Genomic DNA, 25,127 nt, shown 5'->3' on the forward strand with positions numbered 1-25,127 from the left:
CTATCTTATCACTGATAATCTGTGTGATTCATCTGTGGATGCGATGAGAAGATTTAAACGGTAGGTTAGCAGGATTACTCGCAGGAATGTATCAGATTTTTTCACAATTCAGCAGGATTGCGAAGCAGCTCGATTGTTGTTTGGTTTGAGTCATGTTCTTTGCCATGATGATATCATCAATACCCTTGATGCGATACCGGGTAGCTTAGGGCAATATGGTTTTCCTTATACAGTCAATACCTCAGTAAATCACGTTGTTTGTCATGGCTGGCCTTCGGAAAAGAAGCTGAAATCGCTGGCTGGCTACTGAAAGGTGGGGATATTGTTAATGTGGATGTTACCGCCAAAAAAGAGGGATATTATAGCGATAGCACATAGCAGCATAGAAGCATAGGGACTGCATAGTTTGTATGAGGGATTTATTGTCCGCACATAGCCATTGATGACTGGATTGGTTGATCGTCCATGCCAATACGTTTGGTTGATGTGAATTTATCAAGGCAGTTTATCGATATGGCATAATCTTACCGTCAATACCACGGCTCACTCAGGGGGAATATGACATGGTGCAACATACGGTACAGCGACATGCCAAGCAATGACACGATGAGTGAATTAATTATAATTACACGATGGTAACCGTGAATCGTTTGTGAGCAATATTGATTTTGAGCACGGTATTGGCGGCAATATGCATGAGGAACCGACAAGTTCTGCATTATGGCAAGGCGGGAGAAGGTATTATTTGGCTTGGAAGAGTGACTTTCATGACTTTCACCATTTATCGAACCTATGCAAAAAATCAACTGAAGCAAAAAGATTTTGGAGCTGTAATAAAGAAGATTGCGTTGTCGGTAGACAGTAACAACCAAGGTATGCAGATAACCAATTGGCCGTGATGGTATCGGCCCAGTTTGAGCATACGATCGTACCCGTGATGGTGTTAACGTGTTGACGCTCTTGGCCCGTGTGGTGTGTTAACGTGTTGACGCTGCGGGATGAAGAACGCGAAATTGAAGAACGCGAAATTTTTGCACGTTATAGAGTCAGTCAATAAATTACAATTTATTATGTGATAGTTATTCCCAATACTGTGTTGTGCAGTGTTGGGCTTATAGAAATTTAACTGCGACTATGTGAAATTACAGGGTGATTATGTCTTGGCTTTATAAAAACAAGAATCTTTCTTGTTTTATTGTTCTCTTTTTTCTTATTTTTCTGATACATAAATGTTTGGGGTATCAATTAAAACTCATATATGTCTTTAGTGCCTTTGCACTCTTTTTATTTTTGGCTGCTATCAGTAGACGAATATATATCTTTTTGATTGCTTTTTTTTCCTTGACAGGAATGCTCTATACCCCAATTGGCCTCAATTACGGTTATCCAGACATCAATGCGGTGGGATCATTAATCTATACAAATAGGAATGAAACGGCGGAATATATTAGTGGCCTTTCTGTTTCAACATATTTAACTGCTATAGCTATTTTTGTTCTGATGATATTTTCACTTAAGCTAAATGTCACCTTAACAGGCAAAAGTAAAAAGTGGCTGTTTACCCTGTTTTTTATTTCGGCTTTCTGGTCCCCAGCCAAAGGGTATATAAAATCGGGTTTTGAAGATAGCTCGGAACTTTTGAATACCAGCTTACCGGAAGTTCGCTTTTTCAGTGATGTCTATCAGAGCTACAAGCAAGTCATGTCAGAAAATCACCGATTTGCCAAGATCATTAAATATCGGGATGACTGGCAGCCAGTGGTGAAAGAAGAGAAATACGATACCTATATCATGGTGATCGGTGAGAGCGTCCGAAAAGATTTTATGAGTGTCTATGGGTTCCCGGATAAAAATACCTCTTGGTTGGATAACGCAAATGCCACCGTGTTAACCAACTATATTTCTGCGGCACCATCGACACAGTTATCGTTGACTAACTCTCTGGCAGTTCGTGAAGCAAATGAAATTCAACTGAACAACAGTATTGTTTCACTGGCGAAAAAAGCGGGATTTGAAACGTACTGGCTGTCCAACCAGGGAATGAAGGGAGGGTTTGATTCTCCTGTAGCACTGATTGGTCAGCAGGCCACTCATTATACTTTTCTAAAAGAAGGCAATTCAGATGATCGCAGTTATATGCCGGATGAAAATTTATTGCCTTATATTCGCAAAGCATTAGGGAAGAGTGAGCAAAAAAAGAAACTGATTATTATTCACTTAATGGGTTCGCATCCACAACCTTGCACCAGAACGAATGATAAATACGGCATCTATTTTCATTCCAAAAATATTTCATGTTATCTCCAGAGTATTCATAATACGGACAGCCTGCTGGCTGACATTGAAAGTATTGCCAATAAAAATCAATTGCACTGGACAATGCTTTACTTTGCGGATCATGGTTTGTCGCTTGTGAATAAGAATACAGATAGCGAGAATCTGACCCATAACGATAGTAATAAGCAGAACTATCAAGTTCCCTTTATTATTACCGGTTATGACTATGGCATTAAAAATGCCGACAAGAACACAGCAAACAAAAATATCATAGATGCTCACCGCAGCGGTTTGAATCTACTGTCTATGTTATCCACATGGTTGGGAATTGAAGAACCTCGCCTGGTATCCAAATGTGCTTGGTTTTCCAACCAAGCGTGTCCGAACCAACATACCGTGATTTCATTCAGTAACGAATATAAAGACTTTAATCACCTAAAGGATGACGCTATTAACTTCGATTGGTGAATATACCTTCGTCTTGCAATTTATTGAGGAAGTGAGTTACCTCACAAAACCCGGCTCATGCTCTATATGTATGAACCACTGATTGGGGGATTTTGACCGCTTAATGTTGGTATTCAACCGCTGAGTAAGATCCTCTCCCTCTTATCAGGGAGAGTTTTATATCATAGTGCAGTGTGACGAGGAGTATATACCTTTTAATGGGTATCGCTTCCTGCCGGCTGTAGATGGTCGGTTTATGGAGAAGGAAGTAAAAATTAAATAATGACTTGCTGTTCGTCTTACTGTGGAAAAGGAAGTTTTATGAAGAATAATAAATTGTTAAAACATATCCCCTGGATGATATTGGGGATAATTGGTGCATTCTGTCTTGGAGTCGTTGCGCTGCGCCGGGGAGAACACGTTAGTGCTTTGTGGATCATAGTCGCTTCCGTAGCCGTTTATTTGGTTGCTTATCGGTATTACAGTCTGTACATCGCTACGAAGGTGATGAAGCTGGATGCCACGCGAGCAACGCCTGCTGTTGTCAATAATGATGGCTTGAACTATGTTCCCACCAACAAAAATGTCCTGTTTGGTCACCATTTTGCCGCCATTGCAGGGGCGGGTCCGTTGGTAGGGCCGGTATTGGCGGCACAGGTTGGTTATCTGCCAGGAACATTGTGGCTATTGGCAGGGGTAGTGCTTGCCGGAGCGGTACAGGACTTTATGGTGCTGTTTATCTCCTCCCGCCGTAATGGGGCATCACTGGGTGAGATCGTCAAGGAAGAGATGGGGCGCGTGCCAGGCACAATCGCCCTGTTTGGTTGCTTCTTAATCATGATCATCATTCTGGCGGTACTAGCCTTAATCGTCGTGAAAGCATTGGCGGAAAGTCCGTGGGGCGTATTTACTGTTTGCTCAACAGTACCAATTGCGCTTTTCATGGGGATCTACATGCGATATATCCGTCCGGGGCGTGTGGGTGAAGTCTCTGTGATCGGTATTTTCCTGCTGATTGCCGCCATTTGGTTAGGTGGCGTTGTCGCCGCAGATCCTTACTGGGGACCCGCGCTGACTTTCAAAGATACCACCATCACTTATGCACTGATCGGGTATGCCTTTATCTCTGCATTATTGCCCGTCTGGCTTATTTTGGCGCCACGTGATTATCTGGCAACCTTCCTGAAAATAGGGGTTATTGTTGGTCTTGCAATTGGGATTGTCATCCTGAACCCTGAACTGAAAATGCCAGCCGTCACACAATATATTGATGGTACAGGGCCAGTCTGGAAAGGAACGTTGTTCCCATTCTTGTTCATTACTATTGCTTGTGGCGCGGTGTCTGGTTTCCATGCCCTGATCTCTTCGGGGACGACACCTAAACTGTTGGCAAATGAAAAAGATGCTCGCTTCATTGGTTACGGTGCGATGTTAATGGAATCGTTTGTGGCGATCATGGCATTGGTTGCTGCATCCATCATTGAGCCAGGCCTGTATTTTGCGATGAATACCCCGCCGGCAGCACTGGGCATTACCATGCCTGATTTGCATAATTTGGGTACTGCCGAAGCGCCAATGATCATGGCCTCTTTGCAAGAAGTCACGAGCCATGCGGCAGCGACCGTCAGTTCCTGGGGCTTTGTTATTTCACCCGATCAAATTCTGCAAACGGCAAAAGACATTGGTGAGCCATCCGTTCTGAACCGCGCAGGGGGAGCGCCAACCTTGGCAGTGGGTATTGCCCATGTATTCCATCAGATCATGCCTGCGGCAGACATGGGCTTTTGGTATCATTTTGGTATTCTGTTTGAAGCGTTGTTTATTCTGACGGCGCTGGATGCAGGTACACGCTCTGGCCGTTTCATGTTGCAGGATCTTCTGGGTAACTTTGTTCCATTCCTGAAAAAAACGGACTCTTTGATTGCGGGTATTATTGGTACAGCCGGTTGTGTCGGCTTATGGGGTTATTTGCTGTATCAAGGTGTGGTTGATCCATTGGGTGGCGTCAAGAGCTTGTGGCCGCTATTTGGTATCTCCAACCAGATGTTGGCCGCCGTTGCGTTGGTATTGGGTACGGTTGTCTTAATCAAGATGAAACGCACCCGATATATCTGGGTAACGGTTATTCCTGCGGTTTGGTTGTTGATTTGTACCACATGGGCGTTGGGGCTGAAATTATTCAGTGATAACCCACGGCTTGAAGGCTTCTTCTTTCTGGCGAAAGAATACAAGCAGCGGATTGCCGAAGGTGGTGCAGAATTAACAGTTCAGCAAATCAGTAACATGAACCATATTGTTATAAACAATTACACCAATGCGGGCTTAAGTATTTTGTTCCTAATCGTGGTGTATAGCATCATTATTTATGGTATCAAAACGGCGATCAAAGCAAGTAAGAACCCAGAGCGTACCGATAATGAAACGCCTTATGTTCCGGTTCCTGAAGGTGGGGTGAAAGTCTCTTCTACGCACTGATGCGATACGAAAACTGATACCGACCCAATCATTCCGTATCAGTAACCGCTATACCCCACATAATTGACTTTGTATTATGTGGGGTATTTTTTATTGGGAAGCTATTCCTTATAGAACAAAGAACAAGCCTTGGAGAACAATTTATGTTTGATAACCTTGGTCGGGCAGGCAAGTATTTGGGGCAGGCTGCCCGCATGTTGGTGGGCGTTCCTGACTATGACACCTATGTACAACATATGAAGGAAAACCACCCAGATAAGCCTTATATGTCTTATGAAGAATTTTTTCGCGAACGTCAGAATGCTCGCTATGGTGGCGATGGCAAAGGCGGGATGCGTTGCTGTTAGTGAAAAATTGGGAAACGAAAATGCAACCAATATCAGTCACGATCCTGAGCGGTTTTTTGGGTTCAGGCAAAACGACGCTGCTGCGTCATATCCTTAATGCCAATCATGGTTATAAAATCGCCGTCATTGAAAATGAATTTGGTGAAGTCCCTATTGATAATGAATTGATTGGTGATCGGGCAACTCAGATTAAGACATTAAGTAACGGATGCATCTGTTGTAGTCGTTCGAATGAGCTGGAAGATGCATTATTGGACTTGCTGGATAGCTTGGATAAAGGGCAGATCAACTTTGGCCGCTTGATTATCGAATGTACGGGCATGGCTGATCCTGGTCCGATTACGCAAACTTTCTTTTCCCATGAAATTTTGTGTCAGCGTTTTTTGCTCGATGGCATTATTACGCTGGTGGATGTGGTTCATGCGGAACAGCAGTTAGATCGTTTTTCCATTGCACAGGCACAGGTAGGATATGCAGACAGCATTCTTTTAACCAAAACAGATGTTGCTCCCGTTCATGATGCCTTAGTTGAACGTTTGCAGCGAATCAATGCCAGAGCACCCATCCACAAAGTTATTCAAGGTGAAGCAGATTTAGACTTACTGTTCGATATCGAAGGTTTTATGTTGAATGACAAACTGTCGGTTTCGACACCTATTTTTCGATTTTTACCCAAACAACAAAACTCGGTTCAGTCGATTGTCATTAACTTGGCGTATCCAGTTGAACTGCCAGAAATTTCTAACCTGATGGAAGAGCTATTACTGAGTTTTGCGGATAATTTCCTGCGATACAAAGGCATTCTTGCTATCAAAGAAGAACCTCGTCGGTTACTGTTTCAAGGGGTTCAGCGTCTGTATAGCGCAGATTGGGATAGGGAATGGCGCGATAATGAAGTACGTGAAAGTGTGCTGGTTTTTATTGGTATAGATCTGCCAGAACAGAAAATCCGTGAAAAATTTGCGGAATTGGTTGAAGAATAATTGATTGAGTAATCAATTTTTGTGGAATTTTAATGGAAAAGGCTCTCTGCTTTTTACAAAGTTATCCGTACGTTCGACTTCGAGATAGCGTGTTGTAATGCGTGATATGGACCTAAAAAGCAATGCAGTTCCCAGTCACTCAGGACACCAAGAAAATCCCAGATATTGCGCGGGTCGTAAAAACGGAAAAAGACCGGTTTATCCTGCCGGGGAAGCAGTACTTGCAGGTATTTGCGTAAATGCTGGCGCACGGTTTTCATATCCGCTTCACTATGGATGAAAATTCCCCACGGCGTGCGGCGGCATTCCAGCCAGATTTTGACTTCTTCAGTAACCTGCACCAGATAAGGCGCGATTTTAACCAGCTCTGGCTGAAGGGGTTCACCATAAAGGCAGGCCGAAGGCGGATCGTAGCGTTCCAGCGCCAAAAACAAATCGGGTTCTGCCGCGCCATCAATAATCGCGTAACGTTTTGCCTGACTCATTCCTGCTTCTCCTTATCTTTCATGGGGCAATGGGCGACGAACATCGAACCCTCACTTGCCGCAGCAAGTAAAATAGCGGGTGATAATTTTTATTTCTTATTGAGCAGTGAAGTTATTTATATAAATTCGCTGCTCAAGTTTAAATAAAATTTATATATTGACCTGTTGGACTTAAGTTTTTTTAAAGAATAAACTTAGGTTATTTAACAGATGGAAAACAATAAAAATAAAATTTATTTACAAATCAGGTTTGTCATGCGTATAAAATAGTAATTTATCTTAGATGTACATGGCATTGTCTATTTTGCCTGTCGGCAATCTCCACAAATTAATTAGTGGAGATTGTTACAATAACCGATCATGTTAGTGAAAACAGCAGAAAAAATAACACAACTATTTAGAGTGAGACTCCCAAATTCTGGAAAAACGTTTCACATTACTGGCGGTGTAAATTACAGTATGCGAAATATTACGGTGTCCGAGATAGTCTTGAATCAAGCGGGTATCGCGACCGAGATCAGCTAAAGCATAACCACAAGCGTGCCTTAACATATGCGGATGTGGAGAAACACTGACAGATGCCTGCTTTCCATAACGTTTTAATAAACCATAAACTTGTTGCCGTGAAACAGGACCCGATTTTTGGGAGAGAAATACCCACGGAGAATCGGCTTCACGCCATTTTTGACGAATATCTAGCCACTTATTTAACGCTTCAATTTCCTCTGGAATTAAAGGATGTGTGGTTGAAAGCCCACCTTTTAACCGTCTGATGTGAATGATCGCTGAATTCAAATCGAGATCAGATAGGCATAGATTACATAACTCACTTACTCTAAAGCCGTGAATGAAACACATTAACAGCATGCAATAATCCCGCTCTGCGTGACGTCCTTGTTTTGTTGCTGCCAAAATTGCGTCTATTTCGTATCGGGTTAAAAACTTACGTTGTTTCATGAAATTATCATTCCTATGAAATCAGAGAGATAAATTGTGAATAGCGAGGTATTTAAGTTAATCGAATACAACAAAACATTAGTTTTTTTTAAATATGATTAGCTAAATACCAGATTAATTTAATTGGAATAACGCAAATAAAAAAATTGCTGCTTATTTTTGTCTTATTTTTAATGAAAATGCTAATTGAAATCGTATAAATACGTGTTATGTGATTCTGATACACAGAATGAGGCAATCATAAATAGAATTCCATATATAAAAACAGCTCTATTGAACTTTACAACTAATCATTTAGCTTGGTTTGTTTTTTAGTTTTTTATTCTTTTAAAAATCCTTTTAAGTGTACTGGGTTTGTATTTTTACTGCATTTAGTGGAAAAAGTAAATGATTTATCTAATTTGTTTAGATAACGCCTTATTATTGATTGAAAATTAACTTTTACTTGGTGTTTTTGAAACAATATTTTTATTTTTTGTTTGATATTGGATTTTTATCCTGATTTACTGCGTTTTTTGGATAAAAAAGGAGAAATATTGAGGGAGATCAAGGGATAATGCTTGAAATAACATTAGGTTAAAATAAGGGTTTTCGTTAACTTGGTAACATTGGTTATAGTTTCCAATATTTATTATATCTTTGTTTGGATTGAGCTGGGCGGTCGTTTTTTGTTCATTTTGTGCAATTTAATTAAATAGATATTTTTCATGATTAATTAAATATAGCGTCATCATTAAAAGGATTATTTAATGAATAAATGAAGTAGAATTTTGTAGGGCGTTGATTAGTTGAATGCGCCTTATATCCCCTAACTAGAAAGACGAGGATTTAGGGCGCACTGGGTAAACCTTAATAATAAGCCCTCATATCAGGAGAAGGCCAGGAAAGGGGAAATACATAGCAAGATCCCAGTAAAGATGATCAAGATGAGCGATATCCCTTTGTAATGGTGCAGTCCAGGGAGCTTGTAGACCAAATAAGCCGGAATAAGGCAGCCAACAATGCCAAATATTGGGCTACAAATAGAAGTAAAACTTAATACTGGGGCATTCAGGAGGATCGCGCCCCATGACAATAAGATGGCAAAAACCATGATGCCTTTTTGTACCCACTTTTCATTGATCTTTTCGGCAGGCACCAGGCGACTAAGAATATTCATGGCAATGCCTTGGCTGGCTTCGCGAAACCCAAGGTAAACACCAAAAAACGCAGTCATCACGGCAAAGACATTGAGCATGATACTGACGGCAATAACCCAACCGCCGGGAAAGAATTGGGCGGCAATGGCTAATGCTGAAATATTCTGTTCATAGGCTTTGAGTGCTTCGTCATGTCCCATTGCCAGCGTAAAAGAGATAGCATAGAAAAATACCGTACAAAACAGGATACCAAAGGCAATGTTCATAGCTCGCAGTGCCTTGTGACGGGCAACTTCACGGTTTTTCTCCCGATTGCGATAAGAAATCACCATTGGGCTAAGTGTTTGGATAAACAGGATGGACGTGAGCGTAAAAGGTAACGTGATGATGGCTTGTTTGATCAATAGCCCCAAGGGAGGCAATGCCCCGATATTGTAAAGATGCCACATACCGATCATGGAAAATCCTAATGCTGCGATAACAAATAACTTTGTTATGACCATCAGGCTGGATATTTTGAACAGTAATTGTTCACCACGGGAAGAGATAGCGACTAATACACAGATTAATACCAATCCATAAAGCGGATTTTTCGATATTAATTCATCAGTGATCCCAAATGTTTGCAGGTAAGAAGCACTATCATTGGTTATCGCGGTGGAATAAACAAACATCCAGATCACCAGCATAATAAAGTAGAGTATTCCTAACAGAATGCCCCAATTTTTACCAAGATAACCACTAATAACACTAGGATAATCTTTGCATTCTGGTGACTCGGCAAGGGTGTTGATGAAGAGTCGCTGAAAGAGATACATGGCAGGATAACCAATAATGGAAGAGAGGAGGAAAACCCACAATCCCATCAATCCAACCTGAACAGGCAAGAAAACAATTCCGGCTCCGATTGCCATACCAATACTCATAATGACCCAACCGGTATCGATATGGTCAAATTTTATTGCTTTTTTCCACTCAGCCTCCGTCATGTTGGCTCGTTTGGCCGATGGAGATAACTGTGGCGTGACATCATTGTTGTTTGTTGCTGTTTTCATATCTTTTAATAAGTGAATTGTCGTTTGCTGATCGTCAATGTGATTCCAAGGAGAACAACTTTTTCATGAAGAAGAAATTACAAAGGGAAACTGCGCAAAAAAGAAAATTGTCAAAAACACGTTGTCAGGATTAAATCCTTTTTATCGTTAATATTATGCTGTAATTCAAAGGATTAATCTATACCAATCTAACTTCAAGATGCGTGTGATATCTCCCCGCGAAGCGGGGAGATATCAGGTTTCATATCGTGTTGTAAATTGCAGCTTGAAGTTTAATGCGTATAGAATTTTTTACTATACGCGTTACCTTTCAAGTTACTCATTGTAAGACAACATAACTTATTGTTTCTCACTCGCTTTGCGGGGAGAAACAATATGCATCTTGAAGTTAGATTGGTATAAATAGGTTTCCATAATACTGAGAATATCAGATGTTGGCTTTCCTTACCCCGCGCGGCGTAAGGAATATTCCTATCATTTTGAAACGCTATTTAGTGAAATAGGATTAAACTATGTGTCATCCTGTTTCTCGATGAAAAATAAAGGAAAATTAATACTTAATTGGTAAGGCCTTATTTTACTATACCAATCCAACTTCAAATCAATGTGATTGTTTATATCTCCCCGCTATGCGCTGAGGGATCCCCACAAAACGGTGCTAATAAATCAAAACCATATTTTGGTAGATTTTGGCGAGGTATTTGAGGAGTTGATTAAGAACTATTTCAAATAATATTAGCGGGGAATGGCGTAATACATTCTCCGCTAATGTCAGGTAAGAGATGACCCTTCTTGATTTGAGACTATTTGCCTGATAATGGAGGTGTAACCCTTGGTTTTCAGCATAAAATCCAATCAGCCAAAGGACAATTGAGCTGAGTGTAGCAAGCAGGCTCAATACGGATAAACGACCAGCGCCTTGGCTATAACTCGCCCTGAGTCCAAATCCAAAACGCTCGCTCTTTTCATCTCTAAAATTTTGCTCTATTTGCATTCTTCGGCTGTATAATTTCATGACCTGCCGAGGTTTAAAATCATCCATGCTGGTAAAAATTAGCCAGGGTTCTTTGGCTGACGAACGTCCATCTTTCACCTGCGACATTCGTTCCATTCGGTAGCGTGACTTTTTAAATTTTCTACCTTTATTGGGTCTCTTATGGAGATAGAAGAAACCATCACAACGTGCATATTTTGCTTTTGATAATGTCCCCATGCCCAAAAATTGGGGGGTTTCCGTGGCTTTTAACGCTTGTCGTTTAAACCAAAGCTCACCGTATTTCTCAAGCCTTAATTGCGTATTTCCCCGAATGCGTCCGACAAAATCCCAACCGAGTGTTTTTATATGCTTAAACCAGGCATTTTGAAAACCGGCATCGGTGATAATAAGGACTCTGGCTTTAGGGTTAACGGCTTGCGCTAAACTGTCAAGAAACACCTTCTGTATCTTTGAATTTTGTTGCTCGCATGACGGAACTATTTGACTTAACAAAGGGATTGAGCGTCCATCACAAATCAAACTCGCGCGCAGTACATGATGTTCTTGTGATGGATATCCACTCCAATCAACAGCAATCACACACAGTGATAGCGGTTCAGTCAGCATGGCGATAATGTGACGAAAAATATCAGGAATATCTCTATGGAGTGCTTCATTACCGAGTAATCGGTCAACGCGTTTAATTTTATGTTTGACGTGAGCCTTTCCGGGCAAAAAACGTCCTATACTGGTTAACGTCAGAGAAGCCCCATTAATTAAAGCGGTAGTGGCATCGATTAATGCGTTCTGACGATATTGATGAAACGGCGCTAAGGCATCTTTGAAGAAGTTATGGCATACTTGACGTGCAGGCATAGCAGTGACCCTATTGACTTGGTGGAACAATCAGTAGATCACACAACGCTATGCTTGTCTATTTTCTGGGGATTCCTCAGCGCTATGCGGGGAGATATAAGACGCATCTTGAAAGACGATTGGTATATAGACTTGGTATTAATAAAAACAAAGCGGATAATGTTATTTATAAAATAAAACGGAAATAGCCCTGTTTTTTATTTTTTCACAGTCTTGAAATTAAGTTATCAGATAAAGACTGAATAACATATTAATGAGAAACTTGTTCAAGTTACTATGCAATTATTAGTCAAACCCATCTTTGATTAAAATGCCGCAAGTTTATTTGCGGCATTTTTTATACCAATCTAACTTCAAGATGCGTGTGATATCGTGTTGTAAATCGCAGCTTGAAGTTTAATGTGTATGCACTTATTGTTACTGTTATTTTTTAACTAGACATTCAATCGCTTGGTTTGCCATTTTTTAGACTTCCAACGCCAGGCGTTCACTAACCCACGGATCCACTCATCACAGAAGAATCCTATCCAGATCCCCAATATCCCCATGCCCATAGTAATTCCCAGAAAATAACCGACTGGAATAGATATTCCCCACATACAAATCAATGCAGTATAGAGTGGAAAACGTGCATCACCGGAAGCACGCAGGGCATTGACCATCACAATGTTGAAAGTGCGTCCTGGTTCCAAAAATACCGAGAGCAGGAACAAAGGCAGCAGAAGTTCAACAATCTTCTGATCTTCTGTCATGATATAGAGAAGCGGCTCCCTGAAAATCCAGAACATTAAGACGATGCCTACTGTAACAATCACACCAATTCTCAGGCTCTTCAACCCTCGAAGATAGGCATCTTCAAAACGCTTTGCTCCAACAAGGTGACCAACCATAATCTCATTGCCAATGCTGATAGAGATACCAAACAACATAATGAACAGAGATAGCTGGAAGTACAGCGTTTGCGCGGCCAGAGACATTTCACCCATCAGGCCGATAAATGCCTGTGCAGTCATATATTGCAGGATCCACACCAAATTTTCACCTGCGGCGGGTAAACCGACGTGCAGGATTTTTCCCAATATATTCTTGGACCAGTTCACGAGCAATTTAGGTTCGAGTTTGAGCTTCAAACCCCAAAACAGTAATCCGAAGAGCAGAATAACAGCCACAGTACGGCCAAATACCGTAGACCACGCTACGCCTTCAAGCCCATATTGAGGCAGTCCAAAGAATCCATACAACACGATCATATTGCCGATAATGGTAAGCAAGTTGGCAATCAGCGTGACATACATGGCCGATTTCGACTTGCCATAAACCCGCATACAGGCGGCCAGAATAATTGAAATCGCTTCGGGGATCAGACAGATACCAAGAACATGCAGATAAGCGAACCCATCTTCCATCAGATTTTCAGGCAGGTTCATGAGATGCAGGATCTTATAACCGAAGAACACGGTGATCAGCGCACAACTGAAACCCAACAGAAAATTAAAGGCGATGGAAATATGAATCGCCTGACCTGCTTTATTGCGTTTCCCTGATCCCAGATATTGCGCGATGACAACACTGCAACCTACGCTAATGAAGTTAAAAATTGTAATAAAGAGATCAAAAACATGATTACCCACTCCCATTGCAGCAAGGTAAGCAGTAGAAATATGGCTGACCATATACGTATTGATTAATAACGTCGCCATATGCAGAAAGATATCAATGAAAATCGGCCAGCTTAATGAAAAAAGCGAGCGATCAACAACATCAGACTGATGCATTAGTAAAACCTATTTATTAGAAGTGAAATGAAGGGTCTTTTGCGGTGAGACATACCCAGAAAGCATAGTTGATTTTACAGGGTTTATTGGTGATTTGATAGGCAGAGCAAGCGATTTATGTCTTAATCTCCCTGCGGCAATTATCGGTGTTTTTTTTTAAGGTCTGTAGGTATTGGTTTTTGTTTTGTTAACTTTTCCATCCGCAGGAGTCAGGTGTTGTGGAATTATTTTCCAAAAGAGTCTGATAAACACGGTAAATTTGGTTATGAGTTTGTTATTTTTTCGCGTGACCTTCGGCGCTTTCCTGCCTTGCCGTCTTACCGTTGAGTTTTGTTAAGCCTAAGCATGTGTCTCCTCGTCCAAAACAAACATCCCGATTGGTGTTTAATTTCCAGATAATAATCTTCATCAACTTTGGGTTGTAGCTGAGTGGCATTGACTTGCAATAGCAGCGTTTGTCCATGCAGTCAACCGTTACTTCATATTGTGCTCCCATATACGCGACATGATTGACCTTACAGCGCCGGCTTTCACTGCCTTGCCAAAGGTAATGGCTTCAGGGCGAATGCAATGTGTTAACTGTTTTTTGATAATAATTTTTATAGATGTATTTCAGTGATCCTGAGACTTAATTTTATTGTGTTAATAATATAGTGTTGTTCTAATCGTGTAGTGTTCAATTTACTTGAACACTACAGCGATATCATTCTGTTATCAGTATGCTTTATACTCTTTACTGACGTCAGCCATTAACATTGGCATCAGTAATAACCCCATCACAGCGGCTGCAAGAGTCAGCAAAGCAAACATGCCTGTCCAATCATAGTGGTCAATGACTTGGCTTAATGGCCAACCAGCAATTGCAGCACCATAATAGGCATACAATCCTAAATATCCAGTTACCGTACCTGCCGCTTTTTTGTGGCAGTGTTCAGTTGCTGAAAGGCCTATTAACATCTGGGGACCAAATACAAAAAAGCCAATACTAAAAATACAGATAGATAATAGTACATAATTATTTATAGGAATTAACCAGAGCGCGGCCATAGAAAAGAAAAGGCCGAGAGAAAATAGTAGAATTACTGGTGTACGTTGACTGCGAAATAATAAATCAGAGCCCCATCCAGAACAAAGAGCACCTAATAATCCTCCCAGTTCAAATAGTGATAGGGTGGCATTGGCATTCAGTAAGTTAGCTCCATGTTTTTCTAATAACCATAAATTACCCCAGTCATTAATTGCGATCCTAATGAAATAGACGAGGATATAAGAAAAACCAAGGAGCCAGATGGTACGGTTGAATAAAATGGTTTCCTTTAGGATTTTTATCATGGGCATGGGTAAAGACAATCGTTCTTGCCGTAGTTCCATAGTATCTTGTCGCCAATGCCCTACGCTAGGTAAACCATGTTCCTGTGGAATTCCCCGTATTCTCCGGCATAACCAAATTCCAAGCACAATGCTAATGAGTCCAGGAACGAATAATGCCGCGCGCCAACCATAATAATTTGCTAAAAATGCAGACAATAATGGCAGAAAAATACCACTTATATTGATAGATATATTCCAGCAGCCCCACCAGAAACCTCGCTCATTACGCGAATACCAGTGAGTGAGAAGTCGAGCACATGTTGGCCATCCCCATCCCTGAAAAAAGCCATTCAACGTCCAGACAAAGAGTAAGGAAGGCAGTGATGAGCAGAAGGTAAAAATAATATTTAGTACTCCTGTCATTAATAGCCCTATCCCCATGAACCAGCGATAACCAGTATGATCGTGAAAAATGCCGGAAAAAAATTTTGAACTGCCATATGCAAGGTAAAATAAACTGGTTATCCATCCAATATCAGTTTTATTAAGAGCCAATTCCAGCTGCATGGCTGGCATAACGACATTCAAACTTTTGCGAGTTAGGTAGAATGCGGAATAGCCTATAATCATTGACATGAGCAAATGGCTTCGCCAATAACGATAATGTTGTGATATTTGCTTATGGCTGGTGCCTTGCATTAGTGCCTCCATAAAAAAGATACGAATAGTCGTTGTTGCTTTAGCCGTCCCAAAGAGGATAGTTTGTTATTCAGTATCACTGCCTGAATCTATTGGTAAATATATAATGACATGGGTTCCTTGTTGGATTTTGAGCCTCCAATGGCCTCCGAGTGCCCGGACACGTTCTTCAATACCCTTAAGCCCAAATCCCGTATTTTTTTTATCATTAATAATACCAATACCGTTATCGCCAATCTGAAGCACAATTAAATTTCTTTTTTGCTTTAATGTAATGTCTATTTGGTTGGCGTTAGCATGTTTACTGATATTGTTCAGTAATTCTTGAATCAGCCTATAAAGTGTCAGAGTGATCGTGTTATCACTGGGAGTGTGTGGTAACTGGTAATCAAAATGGCAGCAAATGTGTTGTTCTTCAAAAGCAAACTCATTTATTAAGTGATGAATTGATTGCTCAAGAGACATTTCGTCAAGTGCAGGTGGGCGAAGTTCACGCAGCAGTTGACGAGTCGTTTGATGTATTTGTTGGGAGAGTTGATTAATCTGTTCGGCAGATTTATGAGCTAATGATAACGTTGAAGTACGCTTTATTAGCATAGATTGAATTTGAATGGCAGTTATATTTTGTCCAATGGCATCATGAAGTTCTCTGGCAATATTTTTACGAATATCTTCTTCTGTATGTACTAATTTTTGCATCAAAATATGGCGTGTTGCTAACTCTTTTTCTAATCGTTCACGATAACGGTTTAAATTATTTGCCAACTGTTTTTGATAGGTTAGGCTACCTGCCAATTGTTGCTGGCGACTGATGGCAATACCAAGCCCTATCCCTAATAAAGCCTGAGTGGTTAAAAAAATCTCCAATTCCTGTAATTCACTGAATGAGCCATTGAATTGACGGGCAGAAGTGACGAGTAAACTTCCTAACAATGCGGAGAGAACACCGCCTTGCCAACCATAATGATAAGCCATGAATATATTAGGAATAAAGACTAAAATTGACAGTAACCACTCTATTTCCGAGGATAGAAGATATTGGCCACTTATTCCCAGTAAACTAAACAGGAAACACCACATTAGCAAGGATGTTCTTAATTGTGGTTCGGGTATATCGGCTTTGGTATGCTGATTCTTCCAATATTTCTCATATAAATAAACATAAATCAGATAGATGAACGGGGAGAGTAAAAATCCGCCAGTTAAGGAAGAGAGAAAAATAAAGCTGATTTGATCAGGTAACGAAAAGCTTAAAAACAAGATTTGTAAAAGGCTATTAATGATAACGCCCGCCAACAAGATAGAAAGCTGTTGCCAATAAAGAGAATAATTCCACCATATCTTTTGAATAGTTAGTGCTGTGATCACACTAATAAATGGTGAAAGCAGAATGATTGGATATATAATGAGTTGCTCGCTTTTTAGCCACAGCAATATACAGGTTTCACTCATCAGAAGGATTGGAAGATAACGCCGCCCCAGTAATATCATAAATACTAAACGTATCCCTTGGGGTAAAAATAGTGTCGCCTGTAGTCCACTATTGTGAAAATAAAAACTAATGACCCATAATGAAATCCAAATCAGTGAATAAAATAGACAAAGGAACAGTGATTGTAAAATGAAGAGAAATTTTTCATTCATTGATTAACTCGTCGTAATGATTTGATTCTTGAGGGCATAATGAACTAGATCAATAGTGGTATTACATTGTAATTTATCTAAAATTCTGGCTCGATGGACATGAACTGTATTGTGGCTAAGTTCAAGTTGCTCTGCAATTACTTTTACACTGCTCCCATTGACTAATAGGGTAAAAATTTCTCTTTCTCTTGGTGTCAGAGCGTGTAGTGCTGTAATTTCTTGAGGCTTTTGGCGAAGTGCTTTTAGTGCATGAGCGCAAAGATAAATATTTCCTTGATGGACTAACCGGACGGCCTGTACTAATTCCTCTGGCCCACAGCATTTCGTCAAATAACCTCGTGCACCTGAATCTAGCGCACTTTGCACAAGCGCAGCGGTGTCATAAATGCTTAACATGATCGTACGAAAATTTGGGTTGGTGGGGCGAAGCCGGGTCAGAAGCTGTAGGCCACTTTCGTTGGGCATGGAGATATCCATGATAACAATATCAATCGTTTTTCTTAGTAAATCCGACCATGCTTCATCGGCACTGCTGTATTGGCCAACGATTATAATATCATCTTCAAGTGTCAATAATTGGGCAAAACCTGAACGGACAACAACATGATCATCAATGAGGGCAATTTTTATCGTCATTTTTATTGTATGTCGTAAGGAGTTTTATTATAAATCATTTAGATATCATAATGTTCATAAAATAAAAATCATGCAAATAAATAAAGTAAATTTGTTAGTTAGATAACAAAATTTAGTTTAAGGCAGGTAAAGCCTATTGATTTCAGTTGGTTATTATTATTTTTTTATTGTTATTTCTGTACCCCTATATAGTAGTAATGAATGCTATTTTTATGGATTTCCATAAAAACTAAAAACATTCATGAATATTAAATGGTGTTTTTTTTCTTACGCTTTATTATTTCCATTATTATTTTTCGGAAAAATGACGTATAACACACAAAGAGGATCTTTAAAATAAAGAATGTTATGTTTGATAAAAAATGAATGACTGGTTGATTGATATTCAGCCAGTCAAATAGATCAGGCTGAATTCAATTAGTTATAGATCGGGTAAATTTCGGCCATAATAGATTTCTTTTATCTCTTTCTTAAGTAACTGGATGATTTCTCTCTTTTCCGTTTCACTCAAGTCTTCAGCTGTGGTATTGAACAAATATTCATTCAGATCAAATTCTTTCAGCATCATTTTAGTATGGAAGAGATTTTCCTGGAAAATATTCACATCAATCATATGGTACTGAGATTGGATCTCTTCTGTCACATAATTCTGGATGGAGCTAATTTCATGGTCGATATAGTGCTTTACGCCATTAATATCTCGGGTAAAACCACGAACACGATAATCCATTGTCACAATGTCAGATTCCAATTCATAAATCAGATAATTCAGAGCATTAAGGGGAGAAATAACACCACAGGTTGAGACTTCAATATCTGCCCTGAAGGTACATATGCCGCCATCTGGATGGCTTTCTGGATAGGTATGCACACAGATATGGCTCTTGTCCAAGTGAGCAACGACAGAATCAGGGAGTAGGCCTAGGCTTTCCGTATTATCCACCAGCTTGGGATCAATGGGGTCTTCACTAATTAAAATGGTAACGCTTGCCCCTTTGGGGTCATAGTCTTGGCGAGCAATATTAAGAATGTTTGCACCAATGATTGAACAGGTTTCACTGAGAATTTCAGTTAGGCGGGTTGCATTATACTGTTCATCAATGTACGCGATATAACTGTCGCGATCGGCTTTTGTTTTTGCATAACAGATGTCATAGATACAGAAACTCAAGCTTTTTGTTAGATTATTAAAGCCGTGCAATTTCAGTTTGCGCAATTTAGTTCACCTCCCGGTTAATGGATGATTATTGGTTTCCAGATAGAGCATCCAGTAAGTATTGCGGTAGTGCAAAACTGCCTGCATGTACGGCGGGTGTGTAGTAACGGCAGGTTATGGCCGCGTCTTCAACGCGTTGTTGTAACGTTGTCAGAGATACCTGACGCAAGGCAGAATTCTGGGTTGCCCATGCAAATGTCATGATCCCACCGTAATAGGTTGGAATGGCTGCCTGATAAAAACTGCTGTCAGTAAAATAGTGGCTTAACTTTTTATGGCTGTTGACGGCTTCATCCTGTTGAAAGAAACAGACACCGTTTTGGGCAACAAAAATACCACCTTCGTTTAGGCAACCAGCGCAGCCTGCATAAAATTCAGAAGTAAACAGGCTTTCACCTGGTCCATCAGGATCGGTACAATCTGAAATGATGACATCAAATTTTTCAGATATGGTTTTGACAAAATTAATGCCATCGTCAATCACCAGCTTGAAACGGGGATCGTTATAGGCTCCCGCGTTATGGTTTGGCAAATATTGGCGACAGAATTCGACTACACCAGCATCAATTTCTACCATTGTAATATTGTCGAGATAGTGATGACGGCAAACTTCACGCAGCATCCCGCCATCACCACCGCCAATGATCAACACTTTCTGGGCTTGGCCGTGCGCAAATAGTGGTACATGGGCCATCATTTCATGGTAGATAAACTCATCGCGCTCTGTGGTTTGAACCACACCATCAAGTGCCATGATGCGGCCTAGTTCTGTATTTTCAAAAATAATGAGATCTTGATGCTCTGTTTTATCGTGATAAAGTACGTTTTCAACTGCGAAATACTGACCGAAATTGGGATGTAACGTTTCATACCAAATTTCTTTTTGTGACATGTTCTGCTATTCCTCCATTGTGATCTTCATCGGCATTGGGTGCACATAGTAACCAACAATTCACATAGCTGTCACTTAGTTTCAACATGAAATTAATCTTGGAAGTCGTTAAAAGGAACTTTTTATATAGGAGAGCAGGCTGAGGGAGTTCCTTGCAAGAGAACGGCATTTAACCTCATGAGGCAGGTTGATTTCCTTTAAATCGTTGTAACCTAATTGATTTAGTTTTTGCATTAACTGACTATCATAGTTATTGAGATCCCACTTGTTGCGTTGGGCAAAATAGATAATTGTACGCTTAATTTGAAAATCTGGGATTTGGCTATAGCCGCAGTCATGTTTTAGATAGATATAGACGGCTGTCAGATCAGCGAGATCTTCAGCTTCATTCTCAGACAGTGCTGTTGCTGGTTGAGCAAAACTAAACAGAGCCAGAATGTACGCGAATAAGGCAATTTTTTGCATAATTTCTATTATACTGATTTTTTACCATTTTACTTAAATTAACATATTAATGTCTTTGTTAGCCAAACTTTATTTGCTTCAATTTAATAAAATTACCGTTTTTTCTGCCAGTGAGAAAATTGGGTTGTATGTTAACGAACAGGTTTGTTCTGATGGCAGAGAGTGTTATTTTATGCGCTCGGTGAGCTTATGCTATTGAGCGGTATGTTTAAAATAGTCACATTCATTTTTGGGTTTTGCTTGTAACTATTTAGATAAAATCAACTGGTTATATTAATGAAGAAACATATTGTAGAAGTAATGATCTCCGAACAAGAGGTTAAGCAACGTATTGCTGAGTTAGGGCAGCAGATTACAGAACACTATCGTAATAGCGATCGTGAATTAGTGTTGGTTGGCTTGTTGAGAGGGTCGTTTATCTTTATGGCAGATTTATGCCGTGAAATTCAGGTTCCCCACGAAGTGGATTTTATGACTGCATCCAGCTATGGCAATGAGATGAGTTCTACCCGCGATGTGAAAATCCTCAAGGATCTGGATGAAGACATTCGTGGTAAAGATGTGCTGATCGTTGAAGATATTATCGACTCAGGCAATACACTGAACAAAATCCGCGAGATTCTGGCGCTGCGTGAACCTAATTCACTGGCGATTTGTACCTTGTTGAACAAACCCTCTCGTCGCGAAGTCGATGTGCCAGTTGAGTGGATCGGTTATTCAATTGAAGATAAATTTGTCATCGGTTACGGCATTGACTATGCACAGCGTTATCGCCATCTGCCTTATATCGGACATGTCACCTTGCTAGAGGATTAATTTTTGCGATAAGCAGAAATAATCAATATGGTATAAGCAAATGGCAGCTTTTGGGCTGCCATTTGTTTTTCTAATAATAGATTGTCTTTCGAGTTGCTATTTTGTCTGAGATAACTTGGAAATAGCCTGACGGTAATTAAGCTCCAATTTTTCACGGCTGTCAGCGGTAATATCCAGATCATGTAACTCACCATCCTTTAAACCGTATACCCAACCGTGGATCATCACTTTCTGCCCGCGTTTCCATGCAGATTGCATAATGGTTGAGTGACCAAGGTTGTAAACCTGTTCAATGACATTCAACTCACACAGGCGATTCAGTCGATCATTAGGCGGTAACTCACCCAGCATGGAACTGTGCTTGTACCACAAATCACGGATATGGAGCAGCCAGTTATTGATTAAGCCCAATTCAGTGCCATCCACGGCAGCTTCAATGCCACCGCAACCGTAGTGACCACAGATGATGATGTGCTCAACCTGCAAAACATCAACGGCATATTGTACAACAGATAAACAGTTTAAATCGGTATGGATAACAAGGTTAGCGACGTTTCGGTGAACAAAAAGATCGCCAGGGGCTGCATCAATCAGTTTTTCGGCAGGTACTCGGCTATCAGAGCAGCCTATCCACAGAAAATGGGGTTTTTGTGCTTTTGATAATTCTTTGAAGAAAAGGGGGTTTTCTTCGTTTACGGACTTTGACCACTGTTTGTTCCTGGCAAACAGCTCTTCAATTTTTCTCATCATAACTAATAGCCTAGTAACATGTTTAAGATAGAATCATATACAACATTAATTGAGAATTTAATATTTTATTGAAGAATGTTTTTTATTGGCCCCCTATCATTGCTAAGAAATAGGAGAAAAATAATGGCATACTTTCTCTCTTGCAGCAGTCAGAATTAGCAAATAATAAAGGTATTTTTTACTTATGGCTTACGCATTGGAATTGACGCAGCTCACGAAAGTCTATGAGAGTGGAGTGAAAGCACTGCGGGGGATTGATTTGCGTGTAGAAGCAGGCGATTTCTACGCGCTTTTAGGGCCAAATGGCGCCGGGAAATCGACCACGATAGGGATTATTAGCTCCTTGGTTAATAAAAGTGGCGGTGAGGTCAACGTCTTTGGCTACGATATTGATACGGATCTCGTTAATGCCAAACGGCAACTTGGCCTTGTTCCACAGGAATTTAATTTCAATCCATTCGAAACAGTGATTCAGATTGTATTGAATCAAGCGGGATACTATGGCGTTCCACGCGATCTGGCACAGGAGAGAGCGGAAACCTACCTTACTCAATTGGATCTATGGGAAAAGCGCAACGAGCGGGCAATTCGTTTATCTGGTGGTATGAAACGGCGTTTAATGATTGCTCGTGCCTTAATGCACCAGCCAAAATTGTTGATTCTTGATGAACCTACAGCGGGAGTGGATATCGAACTGCGTCGCTCTATGTGGGAATTTTTGAAAGAATTGAATGCACAGGGAACCACAATCATCCTGACAACCCACTATCTTGAAGAAGCTGAGATGCTGTGTCGTAACATCGGCATTATCCAACATGGTGAGCTGGTGGAAAACACAAGCATGAAAAACCTGCTTAGTCAACTTGAAAGTGAAACATTCTTGCTGGATTTATTACCAAAAGAAGCAAAGCCTGTTGTTGAAGGCTACGACTACCGTCTGATTGATGCAGTAACACTGGAAGTGGATGTAAAACGTGGGCAGGGATTAAATGATGTTTTCTCCCAGTTAAGCACGCAGGGCATACAAATCAGTAGCATGCGCAATAAAGCGAATCGCCTGGAAGAGCTATTTGTCGGATTAACCAATAACAATCAAGGAGAGAGGTAATGATCCAACTATATTGGGTAGCTCTGAAAACCATTTGGAGCAAAGAAGTTACCCGTTTTGGTCGTATTTGGGTACAGACATTACTGCCGCCAGTGATCACGATGTCTCTTTATTTCGTTATCTTCGGCAATCTGGTCGGTTCCCGCATTGGCGAAATGGGTGGGGTGGGTTATATGCAGTTTATTGTACCCGGGTTGATAATGATGTCAGTGATCACCAACTCTTACTCTAACGTTTCTTCGTCTTTCTTTGGCGCTAAGTTCCAGCGCAGTATTGAAGAAGTACTGGTCGCTCCGGTTCCAACCCATATCATTATTGCTGGGTTTGTTGGGGGGGGAGTAGCGCGTGGGGTATGCGTTGGCATCCTGGTGACACTGGTTTCCCTATTGTTCGTACCGTTACAGATACATTCATGGGGAATGGTGGTGATCACTTTATTGGCAACATCAATCTTATTTTCGTTGGCGGGGCTATTGAATGCCATTTTTGCGAAAACGTTTGATGATATTAGTATTATTCCAACATTTGTTCTGACCCCGTTAACCTATCTGGGGGGCGTATTCTACTCCCTTACCCTGTTGCCTGCTTTCTGGCAAATAGTGTCAAAGCTAAACCCCATCGTCTATATGGTCAGTGGCTTCCGTTATGGTTTTCTCGGTATTATGGATGTTTCTCTGGCGATGACATTAGGTATGCTGGGGCTTTTTATTGTTGGATTCTATCTATTGGCCTGGTATCTGATTGAATCAGGGCGAGGGCTGAGAACTTAATAGCCAAAAAATTCAATACTCCGCCGTTGATTGCGGCGGAGTAGATATACGCATTAAAAATTTACAACACTAACGCGATGCTCGACTTTAACATCCTATAACGTTAGCTTGTTGAAGCCAGTCGCGTTGACTTTTACCTTGTTTAAAATTAGCAAAAATACCCAACGTATGAGAAAGCAGTTTTCTGGCGATTCCATTACCCAAATGCCACAAATCCCGCGCCCAGCACTTCTCGATAGCAAATTGCCCGGCAAGTTGACCAATCACGGTTTCAATTTAGACGGCGTTTGTCATTAATACGCTTTCTGGTTTCCCTGGGAATCGGATCATCCATATTGGCACGCACCGGCGTAATCATCTCAATACCCTGCTTTTTCATTTCCTGTTTAAACTCAACGCCTAAATACCCTTTATCACCCAGCAAATAGCCTTTTATCGGGCCGACACATCCCAGGCCGCTTCACGCTCACTGACATTAGCAGGTGTTAACGTGAACCCCGTGACTACGCCGATTTCATCTATCATGAGATGCCCTTTAAAGCCGTAGTAAGTTTCGTTCTTGGCGGCACAGTATCCATAATCGGCTTGTCCTTTAAAATTGGCACTGCCTTTCGCTCTTTTGAATCCACAGACGGGCAGCGGAAATCCGTCGAGGATATGTACCGGCCTGTCGAATGCACCCAATAATCTCGCCAGCTTCTCTTGCAGTTTTTGTTTAACAACCCAAAGATTTGAAGCCTGTTTAGCAAAATTGGCACGTGAACCGAGTCCTGGAAACCACTCACGCCAGTGGTCACAAAAATACGTCCAAATGCCTTTATCTGTTGAAAACCCTAAGAATTCACCAATCACTTCCATCGTGATGACTTCCGCATCACTCAGCTTAGGTGGATTCCCCCGGCTCCTTAATCGTATGTCTTGCTGTAACGCTGTTAAATTATCGTCTACCCAACAAAACACCCAAATGATAAAATCTTGCTGTGACATAGCCTTTGTTCCTTTATTTCTCTCAGTTTGGCGACTTAAAG

Annotated in this window: 19 protein-coding genes and 4 pseudogenes; 9 read left to right on the forward strand and 14 right to left on the reverse strand. The window is 40.8% G+C overall.

Features of this window, described 5'->3' with window-relative positions:
* Nucleotides 1–157: 157 nt before the first annotated feature.
* The 6 genes and pseudogenes from ACSJJG_RS03495 to yjiA form a co-directional block, all read left to right on the forward strand.
* A pseudogene (locus ACSJJG_RS03495) lies at nucleotides 158–375 on the forward strand (M24 family metallopeptidase); the annotation flags it as partial.
* 293 nt (nucleotides 376–668) lie between these two features.
* Nucleotides 669–899 (forward strand): hypothetical protein, encoded by a 231-nt coding sequence (locus ACSJJG_RS03500; RefSeq protein WP_481088502.1) that lies wholly within the window; start codon nucleotides 669–671, stop codon nucleotides 897–899.
* 451 nt (nucleotides 900–1,350) lie between these two features.
* Nucleotides 1,351–2,745, forward strand: coding sequence for a phosphoethanolamine transferase (locus tag ACSJJG_RS03505; RefSeq protein WP_481088503.1), 1,395 nt, complete (start codon nucleotides 1,351–1,353; stop codon nucleotides 2,743–2,745).
* Nucleotides 2,746–3,045: 300 nt separating this feature from the next.
* On the forward strand, nucleotides 3,046–5,199 hold the full coding sequence (locus tag ACSJJG_RS03510; protein ID WP_481088504.1) for a carbon starvation CstA family protein: 2,154 nt from the start codon (nucleotides 3,046–3,048) through the stop codon (nucleotides 5,197–5,199).
* Nucleotides 5,200–5,342: 143 nt separating this feature from the next.
* Nucleotides 5,343–5,546 carry a YbdD/YjiX family protein gene (locus tag ACSJJG_RS03515; RefSeq protein ID WP_481088505.1) on the forward strand — a complete coding sequence of 68 codons (204 nt, stop codon included), beginning with the start codon at nucleotides 5,343–5,345 and terminating at the stop codon, nucleotides 5,544–5,546.
* Nucleotides 5,547–5,566: 20 nt separating this feature from the next.
* Nucleotides 5,567–6,529 carry a GTPase gene (yjiA, locus tag ACSJJG_RS03520; RefSeq protein ID WP_481088506.1) on the forward strand — a complete coding sequence of 321 codons (963 nt, stop codon included), beginning with the start codon at nucleotides 5,567–5,569 and terminating at the stop codon, nucleotides 6,527–6,529.
* Nucleotides 6,530–6,582: 53 nt separating this feature from the next.
* Here the strand turns inward: yjiA and ACSJJG_RS03525 are convergent, their stop codons facing one another.
* From ACSJJG_RS03525 to ACSJJG_RS03580, 12 genes and pseudogenes are all read right to left on the reverse strand, one after another.
* Nucleotides 6,583–7,014 (reverse strand): DUF4123 domain-containing protein, encoded by a 432-nt coding sequence (locus ACSJJG_RS03525; protein WP_481088507.1) that lies wholly within the window; start codon nucleotides 7,012–7,014, stop codon nucleotides 6,583–6,585.
* Between the two features lie 393 nt (nucleotides 7,015–7,407).
* Nucleotides 7,408–7,974, reverse strand: a pseudogene (locus tag ACSJJG_RS03530) (tyrosine-type DNA invertase); the annotation flags it as partial.
* A gap of 865 nt (nucleotides 7,975–8,839) precedes the next feature.
* A complete protein-coding gene (locus ACSJJG_RS03535) occupies nucleotides 8,840–10,165 on the reverse strand; it encodes an SLC5/6 family protein (protein ID WP_481088508.1) in 1,326 nt (441 codons plus the stop codon).
* A gap of 658 nt (nucleotides 10,166–10,823) precedes the next feature.
* Nucleotides 10,824–12,017: an IS4 family transposase gene (locus tag ACSJJG_RS03540; RefSeq protein ID WP_189761394.1), complete on the reverse strand. Its 1,194-nt coding sequence runs from the start codon at nucleotides 12,015–12,017 to the stop codon at nucleotides 10,824–10,826.
* A gap of 434 nt (nucleotides 12,018–12,451) precedes the next feature.
* The gene (locus ACSJJG_RS03545; protein ID WP_481088509.1) at nucleotides 12,452–13,792 is read right to left on the reverse strand and encodes an MATE family efflux transporter; all 1,341 of its coding nucleotides are present in this window, start codon (nucleotides 13,790–13,792) and stop codon (nucleotides 12,452–12,454) included.
* Nucleotides 13,793–14,131: 339 nt separating this feature from the next.
* Nucleotides 14,132–14,333, reverse strand: a pseudogene (locus ACSJJG_RS03550) (TOBE domain-containing protein); the annotation flags it as partial.
* Nucleotides 14,334–14,506: 173 nt separating this feature from the next.
* Nucleotides 14,507–15,802, reverse strand: a complete 1,296-nt coding sequence (gene uhpC / locus ACSJJG_RS03555) for an MFS transporter family glucose-6-phosphate receptor UhpC (protein WP_481088510.1) — start codon at nucleotides 15,800–15,802, stop codon at nucleotides 14,507–14,509.
* Between the two features lie 66 nt (nucleotides 15,803–15,868).
* Nucleotides 15,869–17,446 carry an MASE1 domain-containing sensor histidine kinase gene (locus ACSJJG_RS03560; protein WP_481088511.1) on the reverse strand — a complete coding sequence of 526 codons (1,578 nt, stop codon included), beginning with the start codon at nucleotides 17,444–17,446 and terminating at the stop codon, nucleotides 15,869–15,871.
* Between the two features lie 3 nt (nucleotides 17,447–17,449).
* Complete coding sequence (locus ACSJJG_RS03565; protein ID WP_481088512.1) at nucleotides 17,450–18,082, reverse strand: response regulator; 633 nt, start codon at nucleotides 18,080–18,082, stop codon at nucleotides 17,450–17,452.
* A 421-nt stretch (nucleotides 18,083–18,503) separates the two neighbouring features.
* Complete coding sequence (speD, locus tag ACSJJG_RS03570; RefSeq protein ID WP_481088513.1) at nucleotides 18,504–19,298, reverse strand: adenosylmethionine decarboxylase; 795 nt, start codon at nucleotides 19,296–19,298, stop codon at nucleotides 18,504–18,506.
* Between the two features lie 28 nt (nucleotides 19,299–19,326).
* Nucleotides 19,327–20,190 carry a polyamine aminopropyltransferase gene (gene speE, locus ACSJJG_RS03575; RefSeq protein WP_481088514.1) on the reverse strand — a complete coding sequence of 288 codons (864 nt, stop codon included), beginning with the start codon at nucleotides 20,188–20,190 and terminating at the stop codon, nucleotides 19,327–19,329.
* A 108-nt stretch (nucleotides 20,191–20,298) separates the two neighbouring features.
* The gene (locus ACSJJG_RS03580) at nucleotides 20,299–20,655 is read right to left on the reverse strand and encodes a YacC family pilotin-like protein (protein WP_481088515.1); all 357 of its coding nucleotides are present in this window, start codon (nucleotides 20,653–20,655) and stop codon (nucleotides 20,299–20,301) included.
* Nucleotides 20,656–20,931: 276 nt separating this feature from the next.
* Here ACSJJG_RS03580 and hpt point away from each other — a divergent pair, with 276 nt between their 5' ends.
* Complete coding sequence (hpt, locus tag ACSJJG_RS03585; protein ID WP_481088516.1) at nucleotides 20,932–21,471, forward strand: hypoxanthine phosphoribosyltransferase; 540 nt, start codon at nucleotides 20,932–20,934, stop codon at nucleotides 21,469–21,471.
* 96 nt (nucleotides 21,472–21,567) lie between these two features.
* Here the strand turns inward: hpt and can are convergent, their stop codons facing one another.
* The gene (gene can, locus ACSJJG_RS03590; RefSeq protein WP_099116848.1) at nucleotides 21,568–22,221 is read right to left on the reverse strand and encodes a carbonate dehydratase; all 654 of its coding nucleotides are present in this window, start codon (nucleotides 22,219–22,221) and stop codon (nucleotides 21,568–21,570) included.
* Nucleotides 22,222–22,405: 184 nt separating this feature from the next.
* Here can and ACSJJG_RS03595 point away from each other — a divergent pair, with 184 nt between their 5' ends.
* Together ACSJJG_RS03595 and ACSJJG_RS03600 are read left to right on the forward strand one after the other, a co-directional pair.
* Nucleotides 22,406–23,329 (forward strand): ABC transporter ATP-binding protein, encoded by a 924-nt coding sequence (locus tag ACSJJG_RS03595; protein ID WP_481088517.1) that lies wholly within the window; start codon nucleotides 22,406–22,408, stop codon nucleotides 23,327–23,329.
* Nucleotides 23,329–24,099 carry an ABC transporter permease gene (locus ACSJJG_RS03600; RefSeq protein WP_481088518.1) on the forward strand — a complete coding sequence of 257 codons (771 nt, stop codon included), beginning with the start codon at nucleotides 23,329–23,331 and terminating at the stop codon, nucleotides 24,097–24,099. The genes ACSJJG_RS03595 and ACSJJG_RS03600 overlap by 1 nt, the downstream gene beginning before the upstream one ends.
* Nucleotides 24,100–24,186: 87 nt before the next feature.
* Here ACSJJG_RS03600 and ACSJJG_RS03605 read toward each other — a convergent pair.
* A pseudogene (locus ACSJJG_RS03605) lies at nucleotides 24,187–25,086 on the reverse strand (IS982 family transposase).
* Nucleotides 25,087–25,127: the final 41 nt, after the last annotated feature.

It is taken from the genome of Xenorhabdus sp. SGI 60, from assembly GCF_056632175.1.